This is a genomic window from Alloalcanivorax mobilis (assembly GCF_002864685.1).
GTDB lineage: Bacteria > Pseudomonadota > Gammaproteobacteria > Pseudomonadales > Alcanivoracaceae > Alloalcanivorax > Alloalcanivorax mobilis.
This window is the reverse complement of record NZ_NMQZ01000015.1, coordinates 93,225-111,044: the sequence shown is the minus strand read 5'-3', so window position 1 is coordinate 111,044 and position 17,820 is coordinate 93,225. Positions and strand designations below refer to the sequence as shown.

Annotated in this window: 14 protein-coding genes; 6 read left to right on the top strand and 8 right to left on the bottom strand. The window is 65.9% G+C overall.

The window, feature by feature from the left end:
* Positions 1–35 precede the first annotated feature (35 nt).
* A complete protein-coding gene (locus CGS25_RS09745; protein ID WP_101675340.1) occupies positions 36–2,378 on the bottom strand; it encodes a Tex family protein in 2,343 nt (780 codons plus the stop codon).
* Between the two features lie 137 nt (positions 2,379–2,515).
* Positions 2,516–2,878 (bottom strand): response regulator, encoded by a 363-nt coding sequence (locus tag CGS25_RS09740; RefSeq protein ID WP_089034291.1) that lies wholly within the window; start codon positions 2,876–2,878, stop codon positions 2,516–2,518.
* Positions 2,879–3,093: 215 nt separating this feature from the next.
* On the opposite strand from CGS25_RS09740, the gene ompR reads away from it, so the two are divergent.
* Both ompR and CGS25_RS09730 read left to right on the top strand, forming a co-directional pair.
* A complete protein-coding gene (gene ompR / locus CGS25_RS09735) occupies positions 3,094–3,804 on the top strand; it encodes an osmolarity response regulator transcription factor OmpR (protein WP_089034292.1) in 711 nt (236 codons plus the stop codon).
* A gap of 50 nt (positions 3,805–3,854) precedes the next feature.
* On the top strand, positions 3,855–5,180 hold the full coding sequence (locus tag CGS25_RS09730) for an ATP-binding protein (protein ID WP_232802344.1): 1,326 nt from the start codon (positions 3,855–3,857) through the stop codon (positions 5,178–5,180).
* On the opposite strand, the gene CGS25_RS09725 is transcribed toward CGS25_RS09730, so the two are convergent.
* Complete coding sequence (locus tag CGS25_RS09725) at positions 5,177–6,376, bottom strand: MFS transporter (protein WP_089034293.1); 1,200 nt, start codon at positions 6,374–6,376, stop codon at positions 5,177–5,179. The two genes, CGS25_RS09730 and CGS25_RS09725, sit on opposite strands and share 4 nt — an antisense overlap.
* A gap of 315 nt (positions 6,377–6,691) precedes the next feature.
* On the opposite strand from CGS25_RS09725, the gene ilvD reads away from it, so the two are divergent.
* Both ilvD and CGS25_RS09715 read left to right on the top strand, forming a co-directional pair.
* A complete protein-coding gene (gene ilvD / locus CGS25_RS09720) occupies positions 6,692–8,368 on the top strand; it encodes a dihydroxy-acid dehydratase (RefSeq protein ID WP_101675339.1) in 1,677 nt (558 codons plus the stop codon).
* Positions 8,369–8,928: 560 nt separating this feature from the next.
* Positions 8,929–11,088, top strand: a complete 2,160-nt coding sequence (locus CGS25_RS09715; RefSeq protein WP_101675338.1) for a DUF6351 family protein — start codon at positions 8,929–8,931, stop codon at positions 11,086–11,088.
* 51 nt (positions 11,089–11,139) lie between these two features.
* Here CGS25_RS09715 and CGS25_RS09710 read toward each other — a convergent pair whose 3' ends face one another.
* Positions 11,140–11,577, bottom strand: coding sequence for a carboxymuconolactone decarboxylase family protein (locus CGS25_RS09710; protein WP_089034296.1), 438 nt, complete (start codon positions 11,575–11,577; stop codon positions 11,140–11,142).
* A gap of 91 nt (positions 11,578–11,668) precedes the next feature.
* On the opposite strand from CGS25_RS09710, the gene pdxR reads away from it, so the two are divergent.
* Positions 11,669–13,084, top strand: coding sequence for a MocR-like pyridoxine biosynthesis transcription factor PdxR (pdxR, locus tag CGS25_RS09705; RefSeq protein ID WP_101675337.1), 1,416 nt, complete (start codon positions 11,669–11,671; stop codon positions 13,082–13,084).
* Between the two features lie 34 nt (positions 13,085–13,118).
* Here the strand turns inward: pdxR and CGS25_RS09700 are convergent, their stop codons facing one another.
* The 3 genes from CGS25_RS09700 to CGS25_RS09690 form a co-directional block, all read right to left on the bottom strand.
* Positions 13,119–13,358, bottom strand: a complete 240-nt coding sequence (locus tag CGS25_RS09700; RefSeq protein ID WP_089034298.1) for a DUF5062 family protein — start codon at positions 13,356–13,358, stop codon at positions 13,119–13,121.
* Between the two features lie 377 nt (positions 13,359–13,735).
* Positions 13,736–14,398, bottom strand: a complete 663-nt coding sequence (locus CGS25_RS09695; RefSeq protein WP_232802342.1) for a glutathione S-transferase family protein — start codon at positions 14,396–14,398, stop codon at positions 13,736–13,738.
* A gap of 33 nt (positions 14,399–14,431) precedes the next feature.
* The gene (locus tag CGS25_RS09690; RefSeq protein ID WP_101675336.1) at positions 14,432–15,229 is read right to left on the bottom strand and encodes a glucose 1-dehydrogenase; all 798 of its coding nucleotides are present in this window, start codon (positions 15,227–15,229) and stop codon (positions 14,432–14,434) included.
* Positions 15,230–15,327: 98 nt separating this feature from the next.
* Between CGS25_RS09690 and CGS25_RS09685 the strand changes: the two genes are divergently transcribed.
* A complete protein-coding gene (locus tag CGS25_RS09685) occupies positions 15,328–15,933 on the top strand; it encodes a TetR/AcrR family transcriptional regulator (protein WP_101675335.1) in 606 nt (201 codons plus the stop codon).
* Positions 15,934–15,977: 44 nt separating this feature from the next.
* Here the strand turns inward: CGS25_RS09685 and CGS25_RS09680 are convergent, their stop codons facing one another.
* On the bottom strand, positions 15,978–17,795 hold the full coding sequence (locus CGS25_RS09680; RefSeq protein ID WP_198588744.1) for a thioredoxin domain-containing protein: 1,818 nt from the start codon (positions 17,793–17,795) through the stop codon (positions 15,978–15,980).
* Between the last annotated feature and the right edge of the window lie 25 nt (positions 17,796–17,820).

Sequence of the window (17,820 nt, the reverse complement as noted above, 5' to 3'; positions counted from 1 at the left end):
CTGCTTTCAAGCACGGCGCTCATCGCCGTGCCGGTTCAACCGCCTTTTTTCTTCTGTTCCAGAGCCTTGGCGAAGGCCGCGCCCAGCGCGCCCTGGGGGGCGTTCTGGGCCTGGCCACGGCCGCCGCCGCGCGGCGGCTGGGAGCGGGCGCCCTTACCGCGGGGTTTGCCGCCGCCGCCCGGCGCCGTGGCGGCGGGTTTGTCCTGGTGGCGTTCGTCCAGGCGCATGGTCAGGCTGATGCGCTTGCGCGGCTGATCCACCTCCAGCACCTTCACTTTGACGATGTCGCCGGGCTTGACCACCTCATGGGGGTCTTGCACGAACTTGTCGGCGAGAGCGGACACGTGCACCAGACCGTCCTGATGCACGCCGATGTCGACGAACGCACCGAAGTTGGTGACGTTGGTGACGGCGCCTTCCAGGATCATGCCCGGCTTCAGGTCGGCCAGGGTTTCCACGCCTTCCTTGAACTCGGCGGCCTTGAATTCCGGGCGCGGGTCGCGGCCGGGCTTTTCCAGCTCGCTGAGAATGTCGGTGACGGTGGGCAGGCCGAAGTGATCGTCGGTGAATTCACCGGCGCTGACGCTTTTCAGGAAGGGCACATCGCCGATCAGATCCTTGATCGGGCGGCCGTGTTTCTCGGCGATGCGCTTGACCACCGGGTAGGCCTCCGGGTGCACCGAGGAGCCGTCCAGCGGGTTGTCGCCGTTCATGATGCGCAGAAAGCCGGCGGCCTGCTCGAAGGTCTTGTCGCCCAGGCGCGGCACCTGCTTGAGCGCATCGCGGCAGGCAAAGGCGCCGTTCTTTTCGCGGAAGCTGACGATGTTGCCGGCGATGGTGCCGTTAAGGCCGGCGATGCGCGCCAGCAGCGGCGCGCTGGCGGTGTTCACGTCCACGCCCACGGCGTTCACGCAATCCTCCACCACCGCGTCCAGCGAGCGCGACATCTTCACCTGGCTGACGTCGTGCTGATATTGGCCCACGCCGATGGATTTGGGGTCGATCTTGACCAGCTCGGCGAGCGGGTCCTGCAGGCGGCGGGCAATCGACACCGCGCCCCGGAACGACACATCCAGATCGGGGAACTCCCGTGCCGCCAGTTCCGAAGCGGAATACACCGAGGCGCCCGCTTCGGAGACCATGATTTTCTGCGGGCTCTGCTCGCTCAGCGCCTTGACCACCTCGCCGGCCAGCTTGTCGGTTTCGCGGCTGGCGGTGCCGTTGCCAATGGCGATCAGTTGCACGCCGTGTTTCTTGCTCAGGGCCACCAGCGTGGCCAGGGATTTGTCCCATTGGTTACGCGGCTGGTGGGGGAAGACGGTGGTGTGCTCCAGCAGTTTGCCGGTGGCGTCCACCACCACCACTTTAACGCCGGTGCGCAGCCCCGGGTCCAGTCCCATGGTGCATTTGGGGCCGGCCGGGGAGGCCATCAGCAGGCTTTTCAGATTACGGGCGAACACCTGGATCGCCTCTTCCTCGGCCAGCTCGCGCACCCGGCCCAGCAGTTCGGTTTCCAGGTGGGTGTTGAGTTTGATCTTCCAGGTCCAGCGCATCACCTCGCCGAGCCAGTCGTCGGCGGCGCGGCCCTGGTGGCGCCAGCCGGCCAGCTCCACCACCTGCGCTTCGCACGGGTGCGGCTGGGCATTTTCAAGCTCATCGGGCAGCGCCATGGAAACGTGCAGCACGCTTTCGTTACGGCCTCGGAACAACGCCAGCGCGCGGTGGCTGGGGATATCCTTGAGGCGTTCGTGGTGCTCGAAGTAGTCGCGGAACTTGGCGCCTTCTTCTTCCTTGCCTTCCGCCACCCGGGCCTGGATCTCGGCTTTGTCCCAGAGCAGGGTGCGCAGCCGCGTCAGCAGCTCGGCGTTCTCCGCGAAGCGCTCCATCAGGATCTGTTTGGCGCCGTCCAGGGCGTCCTTGGCGGTGGCGATCTTGTGCTCTTCGTTCAGATAGCCGGCGGCTTGCTGCTGCGGGTCCAGCGCCGGGTTGTCCAGCAGGGCGTCGGCGAGCGGCTCCAGGCCGGCCTCGCGGGCCATCTGCGCGCGCGTGCGGCGCTTTGGCTTGTAGGGCAGGTAAAGGTCTTCCAGGCGGGTCTTGGTGTCGGCTTCGCGCAGTGCCTTTTCCAGCGCCGGGCTGAGCTTGTCCTGCTCGGCAACGCTCTTGAGAATCGCCTCGCGGCGCTCTTCCAGTTCGCGCAGGTAACGCAGCCGCTCTTCCAGATTGCGCAGCTGGGTGTCGTCCAGGCCGCCGGTGGCTTCCTTCCGGTAGCGGGCGATAAACGGCACGGTGGCGCCTTCGTCCAGCAGCGCCACGGCGGCGCGGACCTGTTCAGGGCGGGCGTTGAGTTCCTGGGCGATGATCTGTTCGATGCTTTGCATGGCTGTCCTGGCTTGCACGCGGCGCGGTGTCGGGCCGGCGTCTTTAAACGAAACGACCGGAATCATAAGGAATGACCCCGGCCGTTGATAGATTGACTTGACCCTTTCGCCTGTGATTGCGGCTGATTAAAGATTCTTCAACCGAGCACCCGATTGATCTCGGCGACCAGCTCCGCTTCCTGGGGCGGCTTGACGATATAGCCCACCGCGCCCTGGCGCTGGCCCCAGACCTTATCGGTCTCCTGGTCCTTGGTGGTGACCAGAATCACCGGAATGCCCCCCAGCTGTTCATCCCGGGTGATTTTGCGGGTGGCCTGGAAGCCGTTCAGCTCCGGCATCACCACGTCCATGAGAATCAGGTCGGGGCGATCCGCCCGCGCTCGCTCGATGCCTTCCATGCCGTTATTGGCGGTCATCACCTGGTGCCCCTGACCCTCGACGATCCTCACCAGATTGGTGAGCTGGGTCGGGGAGTCGTCCACCACAAGTATCTTCGCCATCTTCTTCTCCTCGTCGCCGTCAGCGGCGCCCCGTTTTGGTTTTGGCGCCGCAATCATACCAGCCCCGGCCGGCCGGGTAAGCCAGTCATGACGCGGTTTCACCGGGCCGGTCTCCGGAGCTGGCAATCTTTCTATACAATCTAGCTGGGCCGGGCGCTTGCCGTGGCCCGCCGGCAAGGGTAAACGGGACGGGCGGAATGAATTCGAGGAGCACCATGAACGACCAAGTGGACAAGATCCTGGTGGTGGACGACGACGCCCGCCTGCGCGGCCTGCTGCAACGGTTTCTGGAAGAGCAGGGTTATGCCGTCAAGGCGGTGGCCGACGCCGAGCAGATGGACCGGGCTCTGTCCCGGGAGATTTACTCGCTGATGGTGCTGGACCTGATGCTGCCCGGCGAAGACGGCCTGTCGATCTGCCGGCGGCTGCGCGACAACGACAACAACCTGCCGATCATCATGCTCACCGCCAAGGGCGACGACGCCGAGCGCATCGAAGGGCTGGACGCCGGCGCCGACGATTACCTGCCCAAGCCGTTCAACCCCAAGGAGCTCAACGCCCGCATCCGCGCCGTATTGCGCCGGCACGTGCGCGAGGTGCCCGGTGCCCCCAGCAAGGAAGACGCCCAGGTGCAATTCGGCCCCTGGTCCCTGGATCTGGCCAGCCGCACCCTGGCCCGCGACGGCGACCCGCAGCCGCTCACCACCGGCGAATTCGCGGTGCTCAAGGCGCTGGTGCAACACGCCCGCGAGCCGCTCACCCGGGACAAACTGATGAGCCTGGCGCGGGGCCGCGAGTGGTCGGCGATGGAACGCTCCATCGATGTGCAGGTCTCCCGGCTGCGCCGTCTGCTTGAGGACGACCCCTCCAAGCCGCGCTACATCCAGACCGTCTGGGGCGTCGGCTATGTGTTCGTGCCCGATTAACAGGGTGGTCTTTCTTCGCCGCGCCGTGCCGCGCCCGAAGGTGGGTTAGAATGCCCTCCATGGTCTCCCTGTTGCCCAAATCCGCCTTTGTCCGCGCCGCGTTGATCGTGGGGCTGGTGATCGGCCTCAGCCAGGGCATCACGCTGTGGTTCTTCGCGCGCAACGCTTACTTGCCGGGCATCCGCGAGTACGCCCGCCTGACCGCCCTGCAGGCGGAGCTGGTATTCCAAAGCGACGGTGACGCCAGCCTGGCGCGACGCTTGGGAGAAACCACCGGCATCAGTACCGGCCAACCCGCCAACCTGCGCGAACCGGACAGCGTGATTCTGTCGCGCCCGGTGGTGGAGCAGTTCCGTGACGAGGTGTCGCGGCTGCTCGATGAGCCCGCCCAGGTGCGTCTTGAAGAGGCCCGCCAGCCGATTTTGTGGGTCACCGCGCCGTCCTTCGAGGGGCGCTGGCTGCGGGTGCCGATGGCGTTTTTCCGCGATTACGACCGCTATCTGCTGCTCGGCTGGGGCGTGACCGTGCCGCTGTTGGCGGTGATTGGCGGCCTGCTGATCGCGCGCAGCCTGAACCGGCCGCTGCGCCGTTTGGCTCGGGTGGCGCTCAAGGTCGGCCGTGGCGATGCCGTGCCGGTGCTCGACGACACCGTCGGCCCGATCGAGATTCAGGCGGTCAACCGCGCCTTTAACCGCATGACTCGGGACCTGCAACAGGCCCAGCGCGACCGCGCCCTGCTGCTGGCCGGGGTCTCCCACGACCTGCGCACGCCGCTCACCCGGCTGCGTCTGTCGGCGGAGTTTCTCAACGATGAGGAACTCTCTCAGGGCATCATCGAGGACATCGAGGACATGGACGCCATCCTCGAACAGTTCATTGCGTTCATTCGTGACGGCGCCGACGAGCAGCCGGAATACGAAAACCTCAATGCGCTGATCGACGAGGTGGCCGCCAAGTATCCACCGGAACAGCTGCGCCTGCGCCCCGGCCAGGTGCCCCGGCTGATGCTGAAACGGCTGACCGTGAAGCGCATGCTCTCCAACCTGATCACCAACGCCCTCAAATACGGCGCCGCGCCGGTGGAACTGGACACCGAAGTGGCCGACAACGCCCTGCTGTTGACCGTGCGTGATCACGGCAAGGGCGTGCGCGAAGAAGACATTCCCATGCTGCTGCAGCCGTTTTCCCGGGGCGAGAAAGCGCGCACCCTGAGCGGCAGCGGGCTGGGCCTGGCGATCGTCAAACGCATCGTCGACATGCACCACGGCGAGATGGCCCTGGGCAATCACCCGGACGGCGGCCTGCGCGTGCGCATCCGTTTCCCGGTCACCGGGCAACTGGTGCAGCCGGAGACGCTGTCCGCCGGGGTGCGTTAGGGCGCCAGGGTGCCGGGAGCGCGCTCGGCGGCGCGCCCGGCCAGAAAAATCAGCAAACCGCCCACCGCCATCGCCGCGCCCACCAGCCCGGTGCTGGACCAGGGCGCGAACTCCACGGCGATGCCGGCCAGCGCCGCGCCCAAGGCATTGGCCAGATTGAAGGCGGCGTGATTGAGTGACGCGGCCATGGTCTGGGCGTCGCCGGCCACGTCCATCAGGCGCGTTTGAATGGTCGGCCCGAGCGCCATGCTGGTGCCCACCAGGCCCACGAACAGCAGCCCGGAAGCGACCCAGTTGGCGGCGAAGAAGAACAGAATCTGAATCGCCATGCACCACAGCAGAATCAAGGGAATCGCCTTGACCAGGTTCCAATCCGCCAGCCGCGCGCCCACCAGGGTGCCGAGAATGGTGCCGACGCCGAAAATCGCCAACACCAGTGGCCCCAGGGATTCCGCCATGCCGGCCTGCTGGGTGAGCGTCGGCATCACATAGCTGAACACCGCGAACATGCCGCCAAAGCCGATGCTGGCGATGCCCAGGGTAAACAGCACCTGCTGATTGACCAGCGCACCCAGCTCGCGCAGCGGGCTGGCGTGCGGATCGCTGGCCACGAACGGCACGAAAATCCGCACCATCAGCGCGGTGGTCAGCGCGATGCCGCCCACCGCCGCGAACGCCACCGGCCAGCCGAATTGATTGCCGGCCCAGGTGCCCAACGGCGCGCCCAGCAGAATCGCCACGGTCAGACCCATCATTACCCGGCCCACCGCGCGCGCCCTTTGGTTCAGTGGCACCGCCGCCGCCGCCACCAGCGCCGCCACGCCAAAGTAAGCGCCGTGCGGCAAACCGGCGATAAAGCGCAACGCCACGAACGACCAGAACCCCGGCGCCAGCGCGCTGGCCACGTTGCCCAGGGCGAACACCAGCATCAGCGCGATCAACAAGGTGCGCTTGGGCACCCGCGCCGCCAGACAGGAAATCAGAGGCGCGCCCACCACCACGCCCAGCGCATAGCTGCTGATCGCATAGCCGACATGCTGTGGGTCCACCGACAAATCGCCGGCGATGCGGTTCATCAGACCCATGATCACGAATTCGGTGGTGCCGATGGCGAACCCGCCCAGCGCCAGAGCAAGCTCGGCAAGGCGGGGATGGGCGGCAACGGAGGATCGCTCCGTGCCGGAAGAAACGGACATGCGCGCGCTCCAGACCGGGGTAACGGGGAGAAAAAAACGGCCGGTAAGCCGGAAAGCGCGCATTGTCGCAGAGCAGGGTGAACAAACGAAGTGGGTTTTGTCTATCGGGGTGATGGGTGGCAAGCGACACGCAGCACGCAGCACGCAGCACGCAGCACGCTCAGTCAAAACCCGATTGCGCCGCGTGGGCGGGTACGCAAAAAAGGTTTGCGAATCTGCGGGCGCGGCAGGCGGCACGGTTTTAGCGTGCCGGCGTGCCGCGTGCAGGCGTGCCCTGTTATGCTGCCCGTCAACGCAAGGCCATGGAGAAAGGTGATGACCGACGACAAACGCCGCCGCTATTCCGCCCCGGTGGTGGACGGCATCGGTAAGGCGCCGAGCCGCGCCATGCTCAGAGCGGTGGGTTTCACCGACGGGGATTTTGACAAGCCCCAGGTGGGCATCGCGTCCACCTGGAGCCAGGTGACGCCGTGCAATGTGCACATCAACGGCCTCGCCGAACACGCCGCCCGGGGCGCCGACCAGGCCGGCGGCAAGAGCGTGATCTTCAACACCATCACGGTCTCCGATGGCATCGCCAACGGCACCGAGGGCATGAAGTATTCGCTGGTGTCCCGCGAGGTGATCGCCGATTCCCTGGAAACCGTGGCCGGTTGCCAGGGCTTTGATGGCCTGGTGGCGGTGGGCGGTTGCGATAAGAACATGCCCGGCTGCCTGATCGGCCTGGCGCGCCTCAACCGGCCTTCGGTGTTCGTGTACGGCGGCACCATTCTGCCCGGCCAGGGCCACACCGATCTGATCTCGGTGTTCGAGGCGGTCGGCGCCCACGCTAAGGGCGATTTGTCGTTGATCGAAGTGAAGCAAGTGGAGGAAGTGGCGGTGCCCGGGCCGGGTTCCTGTGGCGGCATGTACACCGCCAACACCATGGCCAGCGCCATCGAGGCGCTGGGCATGAGCCTGCCGGGCAGTTCGGCGCAGAACGCGGTGTCCGAGGAAAAAGCCGCCGATTGCGAAGCCGCCGGCGCCGCCGTGCTGAAGCTGCTGGAAGCGGACATCAAACCCCGTGACATCATGACCCGCGAAGCGTTCGAAAACGCCATCACCGTGGTCATCGCCCTGGGCGGCTCCACCAACGCGGTGCTGCATCTGATCGCCATGGCGCACACCGTGGACGTGCCCCTGACGCTGGACGATTTCACCCGCATCGGCCAGCGCGTGCCGGTGCTGGCGGACCTGCGTCCCAGCGGCCATTACATGATGAGCGAACTGGTCGCCATCGGCGGCATTCAGCCGCTGATGAAAACCCTGCTGGAAGCCGATCTGCTGCACGGCGGCTGTCTCACCGTCACCGGCGAAACCCTGGCCGAGAATCTGGCCAAGGTGGCGCCCTATCCGGACCAACAAAACATCATCCACGCCCTGGATAAGCCGATCAAAGCCACCAGCCACCTGCGCATTCTGCGCGGCAACCTGGCGCCGGACGGCGCGGTGGCCAAAATCACCGGCAAGGAAGGCACCTTCTTTCGCGGCCGAGCTCGGGTGTTCGCCTCGGAAGAGGAGGCCACCGCCGGCATCATGGACGGCACCGTGGTGGCCGGCGAGGTGCTGGTGATCCGCTACGAAGGCCCGCGCGGCGGCCCCGGCATGCGCGAAATGCTCACGCCCACCTCGGCGATCATGGGGCGTGGCCTCGGCCAGGACGTGGCATTGATCACCGACGGCCGTTTCTCCGGCGGCAGCCACGGCTTCGTGGTCGGCCACATCACCCCGGAGGCTCAGCTTGGCGGCCCCATCGCCCTGGTCGAGGACGGTGACGAAATCGTCATCGACGCGGAAGCCGACACCATCGAACTGCGGATTCCCGAGGCTGAGCTGCGGGCACGCCGTGACGCCTGGCGGGCGCCGCCGCCGCGCTATACCCGGGGCGTGCTCAGCAAATACGCCAAGGCGGTCAGCTCCGCCTCGCTCGGCGCCGTCACCGACGGGGATTGAGAGGGCGGTACCCGCGGGGCCGCAACCCGGGCACGGCCTCTCACCACACCACGCCGCTGTGGGAGCGATCCTTGATCGCGAACCGAGCCGAAGGCGAGCCCGGGCCTGGCAACGCCGATTCGCGGTCAAGGACCGCTCCCACATCAGAATCCAAACCCGGCGCAGGCCTGCTGTTCCCTTCAACCTGTTCCCTGTTCGGCCCTCTACAACGCCGCTGTGGGAGCGATCCTCGATCGCGACCCGAGCCTGAAAGGCGAGGACGGCCTGGCAGAGCCCGTTCGCGGTTGGGGATAGTTTCCACATTGGAATCCAACACCTGCGCCAGTCCGGCTGTTCCCCTTAACCTTGGGCCTGTTCGCGCTCCCTTCACCCGCTGTTCCATTGCTTTCTCTCCAACTGTGTCTGTTTTCCCCACCTGGAACCGGCCTAGCCTGAATCAAAACAATCCGGGTACGAATTCCAAAAAAACAGTGAGATCTGCGATGACATTCAGAATCGGTTTACGGCGCCCGCCGCTCCAGCGCGCGGCCGCAACGGTGTACGCAAGCCTGGCTCTGTCTATGGCGGTGTCTCTGAGCGCCTGTGGCGGCGACAGCGACCACCACAACGACGCCGCGGACACCCTCAACGTGACGGTGCTCTCCACCGCCCCGCAACGAGTCACCGACGGCGACATGCTGGTGTCGGTGAGCGCGTCCGGCGGCGCGGCGCTGGAGCCGCGAGTGCGGGTGCTCAGCAATGATACGGTGCTCGATGAGGCGTTGGTGCTGGAGCAGGATGGCGACGGTTTGTCCGGTCTGATTTCCGGGCTCAGCGAGGGCGAAAACACCGTGGTGGTGCAAGCGCGCACCGCCAGCGGCGAGACGCTGGAGGCGGCGCTCACCGTGGTCAATCACCCCGCCACCGGCCCGGTGTTTTCCGGCCCGCCGTTGATGCCGTTTGAATGCCGCACGGTGGAATCCGATCTTGGCCAGCCCCTGGACGACGATTGCTCGGTGGAAACCCGGGTCGATTATTTTTACTTCAACAACAACGGCGAACGGGCCGCGCTGCCCATGCCTTACGGGCAGCGCCCGGATGATCTCGCCAGTACCACCACGGTAGAGGGCGACACCGTGCCCTACATCGTGCGGGTGGAATCGGGCACCCTGAACCGCTCGATCTATCGCATCGCGGTGCTCGATGATCCGGCCACCGATGACGACAACGCCGACGGCTGGAACCGCCGCATGGTGTTCCGGCTGGGTGAATCCACCGCCGCCCAGTACAACCAGGGGCAGAACGATTTCGACGAGGTGTTCAAGGATTCGTCGAGCCTGCGCGCGATTTCCTCGGGCTACGCGTACCTGATCTCTTCGCTGAACGTGAACAAGGTCAATGTGAACGATGTGGTCGCCGCCGAAACCATGATGATGGTGAAGGAGCGCTTCATTGAGCATTACGGCGTGCCGCTGTGGATGGTCGGCCTGGGCGGTTCCGGCGGCGCGATTCAACAGATGCTGATCGCGCAGAATTACCCGGGCCTGATGGACGGCCTGCTGCCCGGCGCCGCGTTCCCGGATGTGTTCGGCACCGCCCAGGCGGTCTCCGATTGCCGGTTGCTGAACCGCTACTTTATCGACCACCCGGCGGACGACGACACCCGCCAGGCCTTTGAAGGGCATCTGGCCGGCACCTGCAATAACTGGGATCGTGGCAACGGCGACGCCATCGTCGCCTACGACGGCTCGGCCTCGCCGGCCTGCGGCCTGCAAAACGCCAGCCTGGTGTACGATCCGCTCACCAACCCGGACGGCGTGCGCTGCTCGGTGTACGACATCAACATCAACACCCTGGGGGTCGATCCGGACACCGGCCTCGTGCGCCGCCCGCTGGATAACGTGGGCATTCAGTATGGCCTCGACGCGTTGCGCGAAGGCGACATCTCGGTGGACGAATTCCTCGACGTGAACCAGGGCGTGGGCGGCTACGACGCCGATGGCAACGTGGTGGCCACGCGCACCCGCACCGACCGCCAGGCTCTGGAGCTTGCCTACCAGCGCGGCCGGGTTGGCTCCGGCGGCGGTGGCCTGGCCACCGTGCCGATTTTTCACCGTCGCTTCTACACCGAGCCGGCCGGTGACATCCACACCATTTACAACGACATTCAGATTCGCGAAAAGCTGCTGCGCGAAAACGGCCGTGCCGATAACCAGGTGATCTGGCTGTTCCCGCACCCGGACCTGGCGCTGCTGGGCGGTTATGGCACGGAGCAACGCGAAGCCCTGGCCGCGCTCAGCGAGCAGGTATCCGCCGAGCAATTCCAGATGATGAGCCAATGGCTGGACGACCTGGTCGCCGATCCGGCGCTGCTCAGCGCCGACAAAGTGGTGGCGCACAAACCCGCCGACGCGGTGGACGCCTGCTGGCGGGCGGACAACGGCGCCCGCGTCAACGAAACCGCCACCTTCGATGGCCCGGGCGTGTGCAACCAGCTGTACCCGAAAACCCCGACCCCGCGCATCGCCGCCGGTGGCCCGCTGGTGGACGACATCATCAAATGCCAGCGGCAGCCGGTGGACGATTTCGACTACGGCGACATCTACTTTTCCGAAGACCAATGGGCTCGTCTGCAAACGGTGTTCGCCGACGGCGTCTGCGATTACAGCAAGCCCGGCGTTGGGCAAAGCGCCGTCGAAGGCGTGTGGCTGGATTACAGCGACGCCGCGCCGGCCGGCTGAACGCCAGCAACGCGACACGGGTGCAAGGCCCGTGGCGCGTTGCTGGTGACGTCACTCCGGCTCGCGCCGGAAACCCACGCCGAAGCGGTTCCACATATTGATCACGGCGATGGCGTAGGTCAGATCGACCCGTTCCTTCTCGCTGAAATGGGTCTCCAGTTCTTGGTATTCGGCGCTGTCGTCGGCGTGCTCGCTGAGTCGCGTGAGCCGCTCGGTCCAGGCCAGCGCGGCTTGCTCACGCGGGCTGAACCAGGAGGTTTCGCGCCAGCCGGCAATGGTGTCGATAACGCCGTCGGGGATGCCGCTCTTGCGCGCGTCGGCGGCGTGCATGTGCATGCAGAAGGCACAGCCGTTGATCTGCGAAGCACGGATCTTCACCAGCTCAAGCAGGCGATGCTCAAGGCCGCTGGCCTGGATCACTTTCTGGGTGCTGATCGCCGCCCGCATGGTCTCGGGGGAGGCGCGGTAGGCGTCGAGTCGGGCGCTCATGGTGGTTTCCTTTGTGTGGGCTGGAGCGTCAATTTAGGGCAAGATTGGAGCGTTCGACAGAACCAATTTCGTCTGAATTTCGAGACCAATCATGAGACTTTACCTGCCCCTGGAAGGCACGGGCCCGTTGCGTACCCGCCTTTATGAAGCGTTGCGCGCGGCGCTGATGGATGGGCGTCTGGCCCCCGGCGAGGCGCTGCCGCCCAGCCGCGGGCTGGCGGCGGAGCTGGGCCTGGGGCGGCAGACCGTGGTGGACGCCTACGAGCGGTTGATCGCCGAGGGCTTCTTCGAGGCCCGGCGCGGCAGTGGCACTTTTGTCAGTGCCTCCCTGGCCGGGCTTGATCACGCTGCCGATGCCACGCCCGCCGCCATCGGCCCCGGCCGTCACTGGCCGCCCTTGCCGGCGTGGGGCGGCGGTGAGCGGCGGCGCTTCAACTTCGCCGGCGGTGTCACCGACCGCCGATTGTTGCCCTGGCCGCCATGGCGCGCCGCCGTGCAACGGGCGCTGCGCGATCAGGCCCACGACCGCGCTCCGTACGCCGACCCGCAAGGGCACGGGCCGCTGCGCGGTGGCATCGCCGATTATCTTGGCTACAGTCGCGGCCTGAGCTGCCGGCCGGCGGACATTCTGGTCACCCAGGGAGCCCAGCAAGGCTTGGATCTGCTGGCCCGGGTGCGGGTCGCCCCCGGCGATGTGGTGGCGCTGGAAGAACCGGGCTATCCGCCCGCCCGCGCCGTGTTCGCCGCGCGCGGGGCGCGCCTTGTGGAGGTGCCGGTGGACGAACGGGGCGTGCGCGTGGACCGGGTTCCGCCGGACGCCCGCTTGCTGTACCTGACCCCTTCTCATCAGTTTCCCCTGGGCATGCCGCTGAGTCTGGAGCGGCGTTTGGCACTGCTGGAATTCGCCCGCCAGCGCGACCTGCTGATCGTCGAGGACGACTACGACGGCGAGTTCCGTTTCCAGGGCCGCGCCCTGGACGCCCTGAAAAGCCTCGACCGCCACGGCCAGGTGGCCTACCTGGGCACCTTCTCGAAAGTCTGGAATGCGGATCTCCGGCTCGGCTACCTGGTGATGCCCGCCGGCTTGCGGGGTGCGCTGCTGCAGGCCCGGGCTCTCAGCGACGGCGCCAGCACCGGGCTCACCCAGATCGCCCTGGCGCATTTCATCCATGACGGCCACTTCGCTCGCCATTTGCGGCGCATGCAGCGGCTCTATGAACAGCGCCGCCAGCGGTTGCTGGCGGCGCTGGCGCGCCATCAGGATTTGTGGACGGTGCTCCCGCAAGTGGCGGGCATCCACCTGGCGCTGACTTTCAACAGGGCAGTGCCCGATGTGCGCGGCCGGCTGGCGGCGGCCTCGATCAGTGCCGAGCCGATTGAGGCGTTCTACCAGAACACACCCGCGCGCACCGGTCTGTTGCTCGGATTCGGCGCCCTGGACGACGAGGACATCGACGCGGCGGTGGCGGTGCTGGCGCGGGCCTGTGGCGAACCGGCTCGCGAATAAACGGGTGAGCCATTGATGCCCCCGACGGCCACCATCACCCTTTTTGTTTGGACGCCCAGATCGCCAGCTTATGCTGCATCGATGGTTGGGAAACCTGGTCTTCCGGCAGCGCCTGTATCACCTCATCGTGCACCAGCAGCCGATAGATATACTCGACTTTCTCCGCCGCCGAATCGGTGGCCTCGAACTCCACCACGCCGCGCTTTTCCCCATAGGCCATGCCCAACGCGATGGCTTTCTTGACCAATTCTTTCTCGTTCTTGAGCTTTTTCATCGGCGCTCCGGGAATTTGGTTTTCAGTTTTCAGTTTTCAGTGAAAGGGGGGGTACGTTGTTGCGCTGTTTTATTGTAGGAGCAGGCCCAGCCAGCGACGGTTCCGATTTTAATCTTTTGCGTCCGACGTCCGACGTCCGACGTCCGACGTCCGACGCAAAAACCATCAGGTTCGCGGCAAAAGCGCCGTGCCAGCCGGCCAAAAAATTTCGCGATCAGGGATCGCTCCCGCGCGGCCTTGTAGACAGAGCGGCGTCTACAAACCACACAGACCCTTCTACAGCGCCGCTGTGGGAGCGGTCCTTGACCGCGAACCGGCGTCAGCCGGACGGCGCTGCAGTGGCCACCCTGGTCATTAGCATCCCACAAACGACAGCTTTATTTCCCACCCCGAGCGTACTTCAAGAACTTTTCCATCGCCGCGTCGCGCTCGGCGGCCACCTGTTTGGCGGTGTCACGCTGGTTGAGCCGGTCGATCAGGTCGGCGGCGCCGGGTGCCTCGGCGCGCAGGTCCAGATCAAACAGCTTGCGTGCCACCGCGCTGGCCAGATCGAAGCTGTACAGAAACATGGCGTCGGCGGCGCTGAACGAATCGCCGGCAACGTAGGGGCTGAAGTCGGTGATGCGCGCCAGCGCTCGGCTGCCTTTGATCAACGCGGCCTTCACTTGCTCTTTGGTCTCGTCGCTGACCGAGCCGCCGAAAAACACCTCCGCGTAGCAGCGCCGCGCCGGCAGCTCAATGTACAGCTCGATCATGTGCATGATCTGTTTGAGGTGCGCGTTGGCGAACGGCTCGGAAGGGAACAGCGCCGGGCCGTCGCTGACCCGGTCGATGTACTCCAGGATCATGGCGGTTTCGGAAAGAAAACCGTGTTCGGTTTCCAGCACCGGCACCTTGCCGATCGGATTGATGGCGAGAAAATCCTCTTCCTGGGTGGGGTAATCGACCACGAACTCGAATTCGGTGCCTTTTTCCAGCAGCGCCAGTTTCACCATGTTCACGTAGTTGCTGGCACCAAAGCCATGCAGTTTTAACATCATTGTTTTCCTGTTTTTTGAATCATTGCGGGGCGGTTAAAGCGCGGTCAGGCCGCCGTCCACCGCCAGTTGGTGGCCGGTGACAAAGGAGCTGGCGTCGCTGGCCAGCCACAGCACCGCGTTGGCCACTTCGTCCGCTTCGCCGACCCGGCCCATCGGGTGCATGGCGGCGTGGAACTGGCGTTGTTTCTCTTCGCTGGCGCCGCCGGCGCGGGCCACCAGTTGGATGGCGCGCTCCATCATGGCGGTGCGGATGATGCCTGGGCAAACGGTATTGACGCGCACGTTCTTGCGCGCGTATTCGGCGGCCACGCTTTTGGTCATGCCGACAACGGCGTGCTTACTGGCGGCGTAGGCGGCGCGTTTGGGGGCGCCGATCAGGCCGGCCACCGAAGCGGTGTTGACGATGCTGCCGCCGCCGGCGGCCAGCAGCGCCGGGATCTGATGCTTCATGCACAGCCACACGCCTTTGACGTTGATCGCCATGACCCGGTCGAACAGCACTTCGTCCACGTCGGCGATCTTGTCGTTCTCTTCTTCCACACCGGCGTTGTTGAAGGCGCAGTGCAGCGCGCCGAAGGCGTCCACGGTGGCGCGCACCATGGCGGCGACCTGGCTGTTATCGGTGACGTCCACCGCCAGCGCCCGGGCGTCACCGCCGGCGGCGCGGATCGCCTCGGCGGTGGCGTCGGCGGCGTCGCCGTTGATGTCGGTGGCCATCACGCGCGCGCCCTGGGCGGCGAAGGCGAGTGCCACCTGGCGGCCGATGCCGCCGCCGGCGCCGGTTACCAGCGCCACTTTATTGTCGAATGGGTCGAATTGCCGATCCGCCATGCCACGGCTCCCGTGCGGTTGGTTGCAATAGTTCTACATTTGTAGAAAATGAATCAAGAGCTTAGAAGCAAATCAGCATCAGGTCCAGAGGGGCGCGAATGACAGTAGCTGGGGTGAACGACGAAAGCTCGAGCCGCGGCGAGCGGGTGCGGCGAGGGCTGATCGAGGCCGCTTTCCGGATCATCGCCGAGCAGGGCGTGGCGGGCATCAGCCACCGGGCGGTGGCGCGGGAGTCCGGCACCAGCCATGGTCTGGTCACCTATCACTTTGGCGCCATCGAGGGCCTGCTGCGTGCCACCATGGAGTATGTGGGCGCCGCCAATCTGGCCGATCAGGAACGCTATTTTCCGCAGCTCGACGCGGCCACCAGCGCCGAGCAACTGGTGGCGGTGCTGACCCGCAACGCCGAGCGGCGCCTGGTTAAAAATCGCGACATGGGGCTGGCGCTGATGGAGCTGCGCCTGGCGGCGGCGCGCAACGCCGAGTTGCGGCCGCTGGTGCGTGAGTGGGGGCGCGGCTACACCCTGCGGGTGGCGGCCGCGTTGCAGCGTCTGGGCGCGGCTTCGCCCCGCGAGGACGCCGCCGAGATCACCGCGCTGATCAGCGGGCTGGTGGTGGATCAGTTGTCGCTGCCACGACCACGGTTTCTTTCTGCCGTTTTGCAGCCGGCGCTGGCTCGGCGGGTTCGCGCCAGTTTGAACTGAATACTGTTTTCAGTTTTCAGTTTTCAGTTTTCAGTTTTCAGTTTTCAGCGGCCGGCGGCCGGCGGCCGGCGGCCGGCGTCTGGCGTCCGTGGGTCGGGGGCGGTGAGTCTTTGTATGGTTTGCTGGTAGCGGGCGGCGGTGAACGACGGCGTTGAGCAGCGGTTTTCGGTGCACACGTAGGCGGCGGGCCGGTCGGTTTCCGGGTAGGGCACGTCCGCGTTGGGCAGCGGGCCCTGGCGGCGGTCCCACCATTCCAGGCGTTTGTAGGCGCCGGGTTGACGCAGCGCCACCGTGTACAGGGCGGCGGCGGTGTCGTCATCGTGGCGGGCGACCACGGCGAAATGTCGGGGTGGCGTGGCCAGCTCCTGGTCGGCGAGCAGCACGCCGGCTTCCTCGATGCGGGCGGTGGCCACGTCCGGCGTGGCCAGATAGCGCATGCCGTGCTGGGCCAGGGCCTGGTAGCGGGCGTCGTCGGTGTAATGGAACAGCAGGTTGGCGAAGCGGGTGAGGGCGATGTTCTCGTCAATGTGCGGCACCGGCGGCACCGCGTCGTTGCTTGAAGGCGCGCTGGTCAGAAAGCCGGCTTTGTCCTGTTTGAAGTGGCCGCCGATAAAATCCGCCGCGCCGCGCGCGCAATCGAGCCAGTCGCGCTCGCCGGTGGCCTGGTGCAGCGCCAGGCAGGCGCGGCCCATGGCCAGGGTATCGCCCAGGTAAGGGCCGGCGCTGTCTTGCTGGTCGTGGCGGAAGCCGCCGCCGTCCAGGGCGCGGTGTTGCAAGGTCCAGCGGGCGGCTTTTTCGGCGCGGGTGAGCGCGGCCTGGTCGCCACTGGCGGCGTACAGGCTCACCAGGGCTTCGATGGCCCAGCCGTTTTCCCGCGCGTAGCGGTGCTGATCGACCCGGGGGATGCCCTCGGCGCGGCGCGCTTTGTCATCCAGTGCGAAGTACTCGCCGCTGTGTTCGCCCGGGTTCACGTCGGCGTCCTGGCTGGTGTAGAAGGCGCCGTCCGGCGCGCTCAGAAAAGCGTTCAGATAATCGCGGATGGCGCGCGCGGATTGCAGATCCGCATCGCGGCCCCATTGCGCGTAGGCGAGGGCGTAGAGACGCAAATAGCCGGCCTGCACTTCCATGATTTTCTCGAAGTGCGGGTGTTGCCAGTCGCCGCCGGTGGAGTATTGGTAGACACCGCCCCACACCGGATCGATCAATGCGCGGGCCGCGTCCAGGGTCTGCCGCGCCCTGGCGGCTTCGTCCTGGTCGCCCTGGCGGGCGCGCACCAGCATGTATTCAACGCTGTCGCGGTCGAGGAATTTCTGTTGCAGCCGCAGGCCGCCGAGGCGCGCATCGTAGCTGCGCTGATGCATGGCTTTGAGTTCGTCACGCAGGCGTTTGTCCAGTTGCGGCGAGCCGGCGAAGGTGCTCACCGTGGGGTGGGCGGCGCGGGCTTCCGGGGTGGGGTCGTTGACGGTGGCGGTGAGCAATTGAAGAAACGGTTGCGGCGGGATGTAACCGGCCCGCTTCACCAGCTCGGTGCCGTCGGCGGCGAACAAAATGGTGGCCGGCCAGCCGTAGTCCCGGTAGCGGTTGGCGAGATCCGGGCGGGCATCCTGATCCACCTTGACGGCGATGTAGTGCTGCTCGAGCCAGGCGGCCACGTCGGCGTTGGCGTAGGTCTGCTGATCCATCACATGGCACCAGTGGCACCACACTGCTTCCATGTCCAGCAGCACCAGCTTGTGCTCCTGGCGGGCCTGTTCGAACACCGCCGGTGACCAGTCGCGCCAGGCCACCGGGCCGGGGTTGGCGGCGAGCGCCAGGCCCGGCAACACACTGATGATCAGCGACAGGCGCAGTAACACGGACATAAAAACACCCTGGGTCAATGAACGG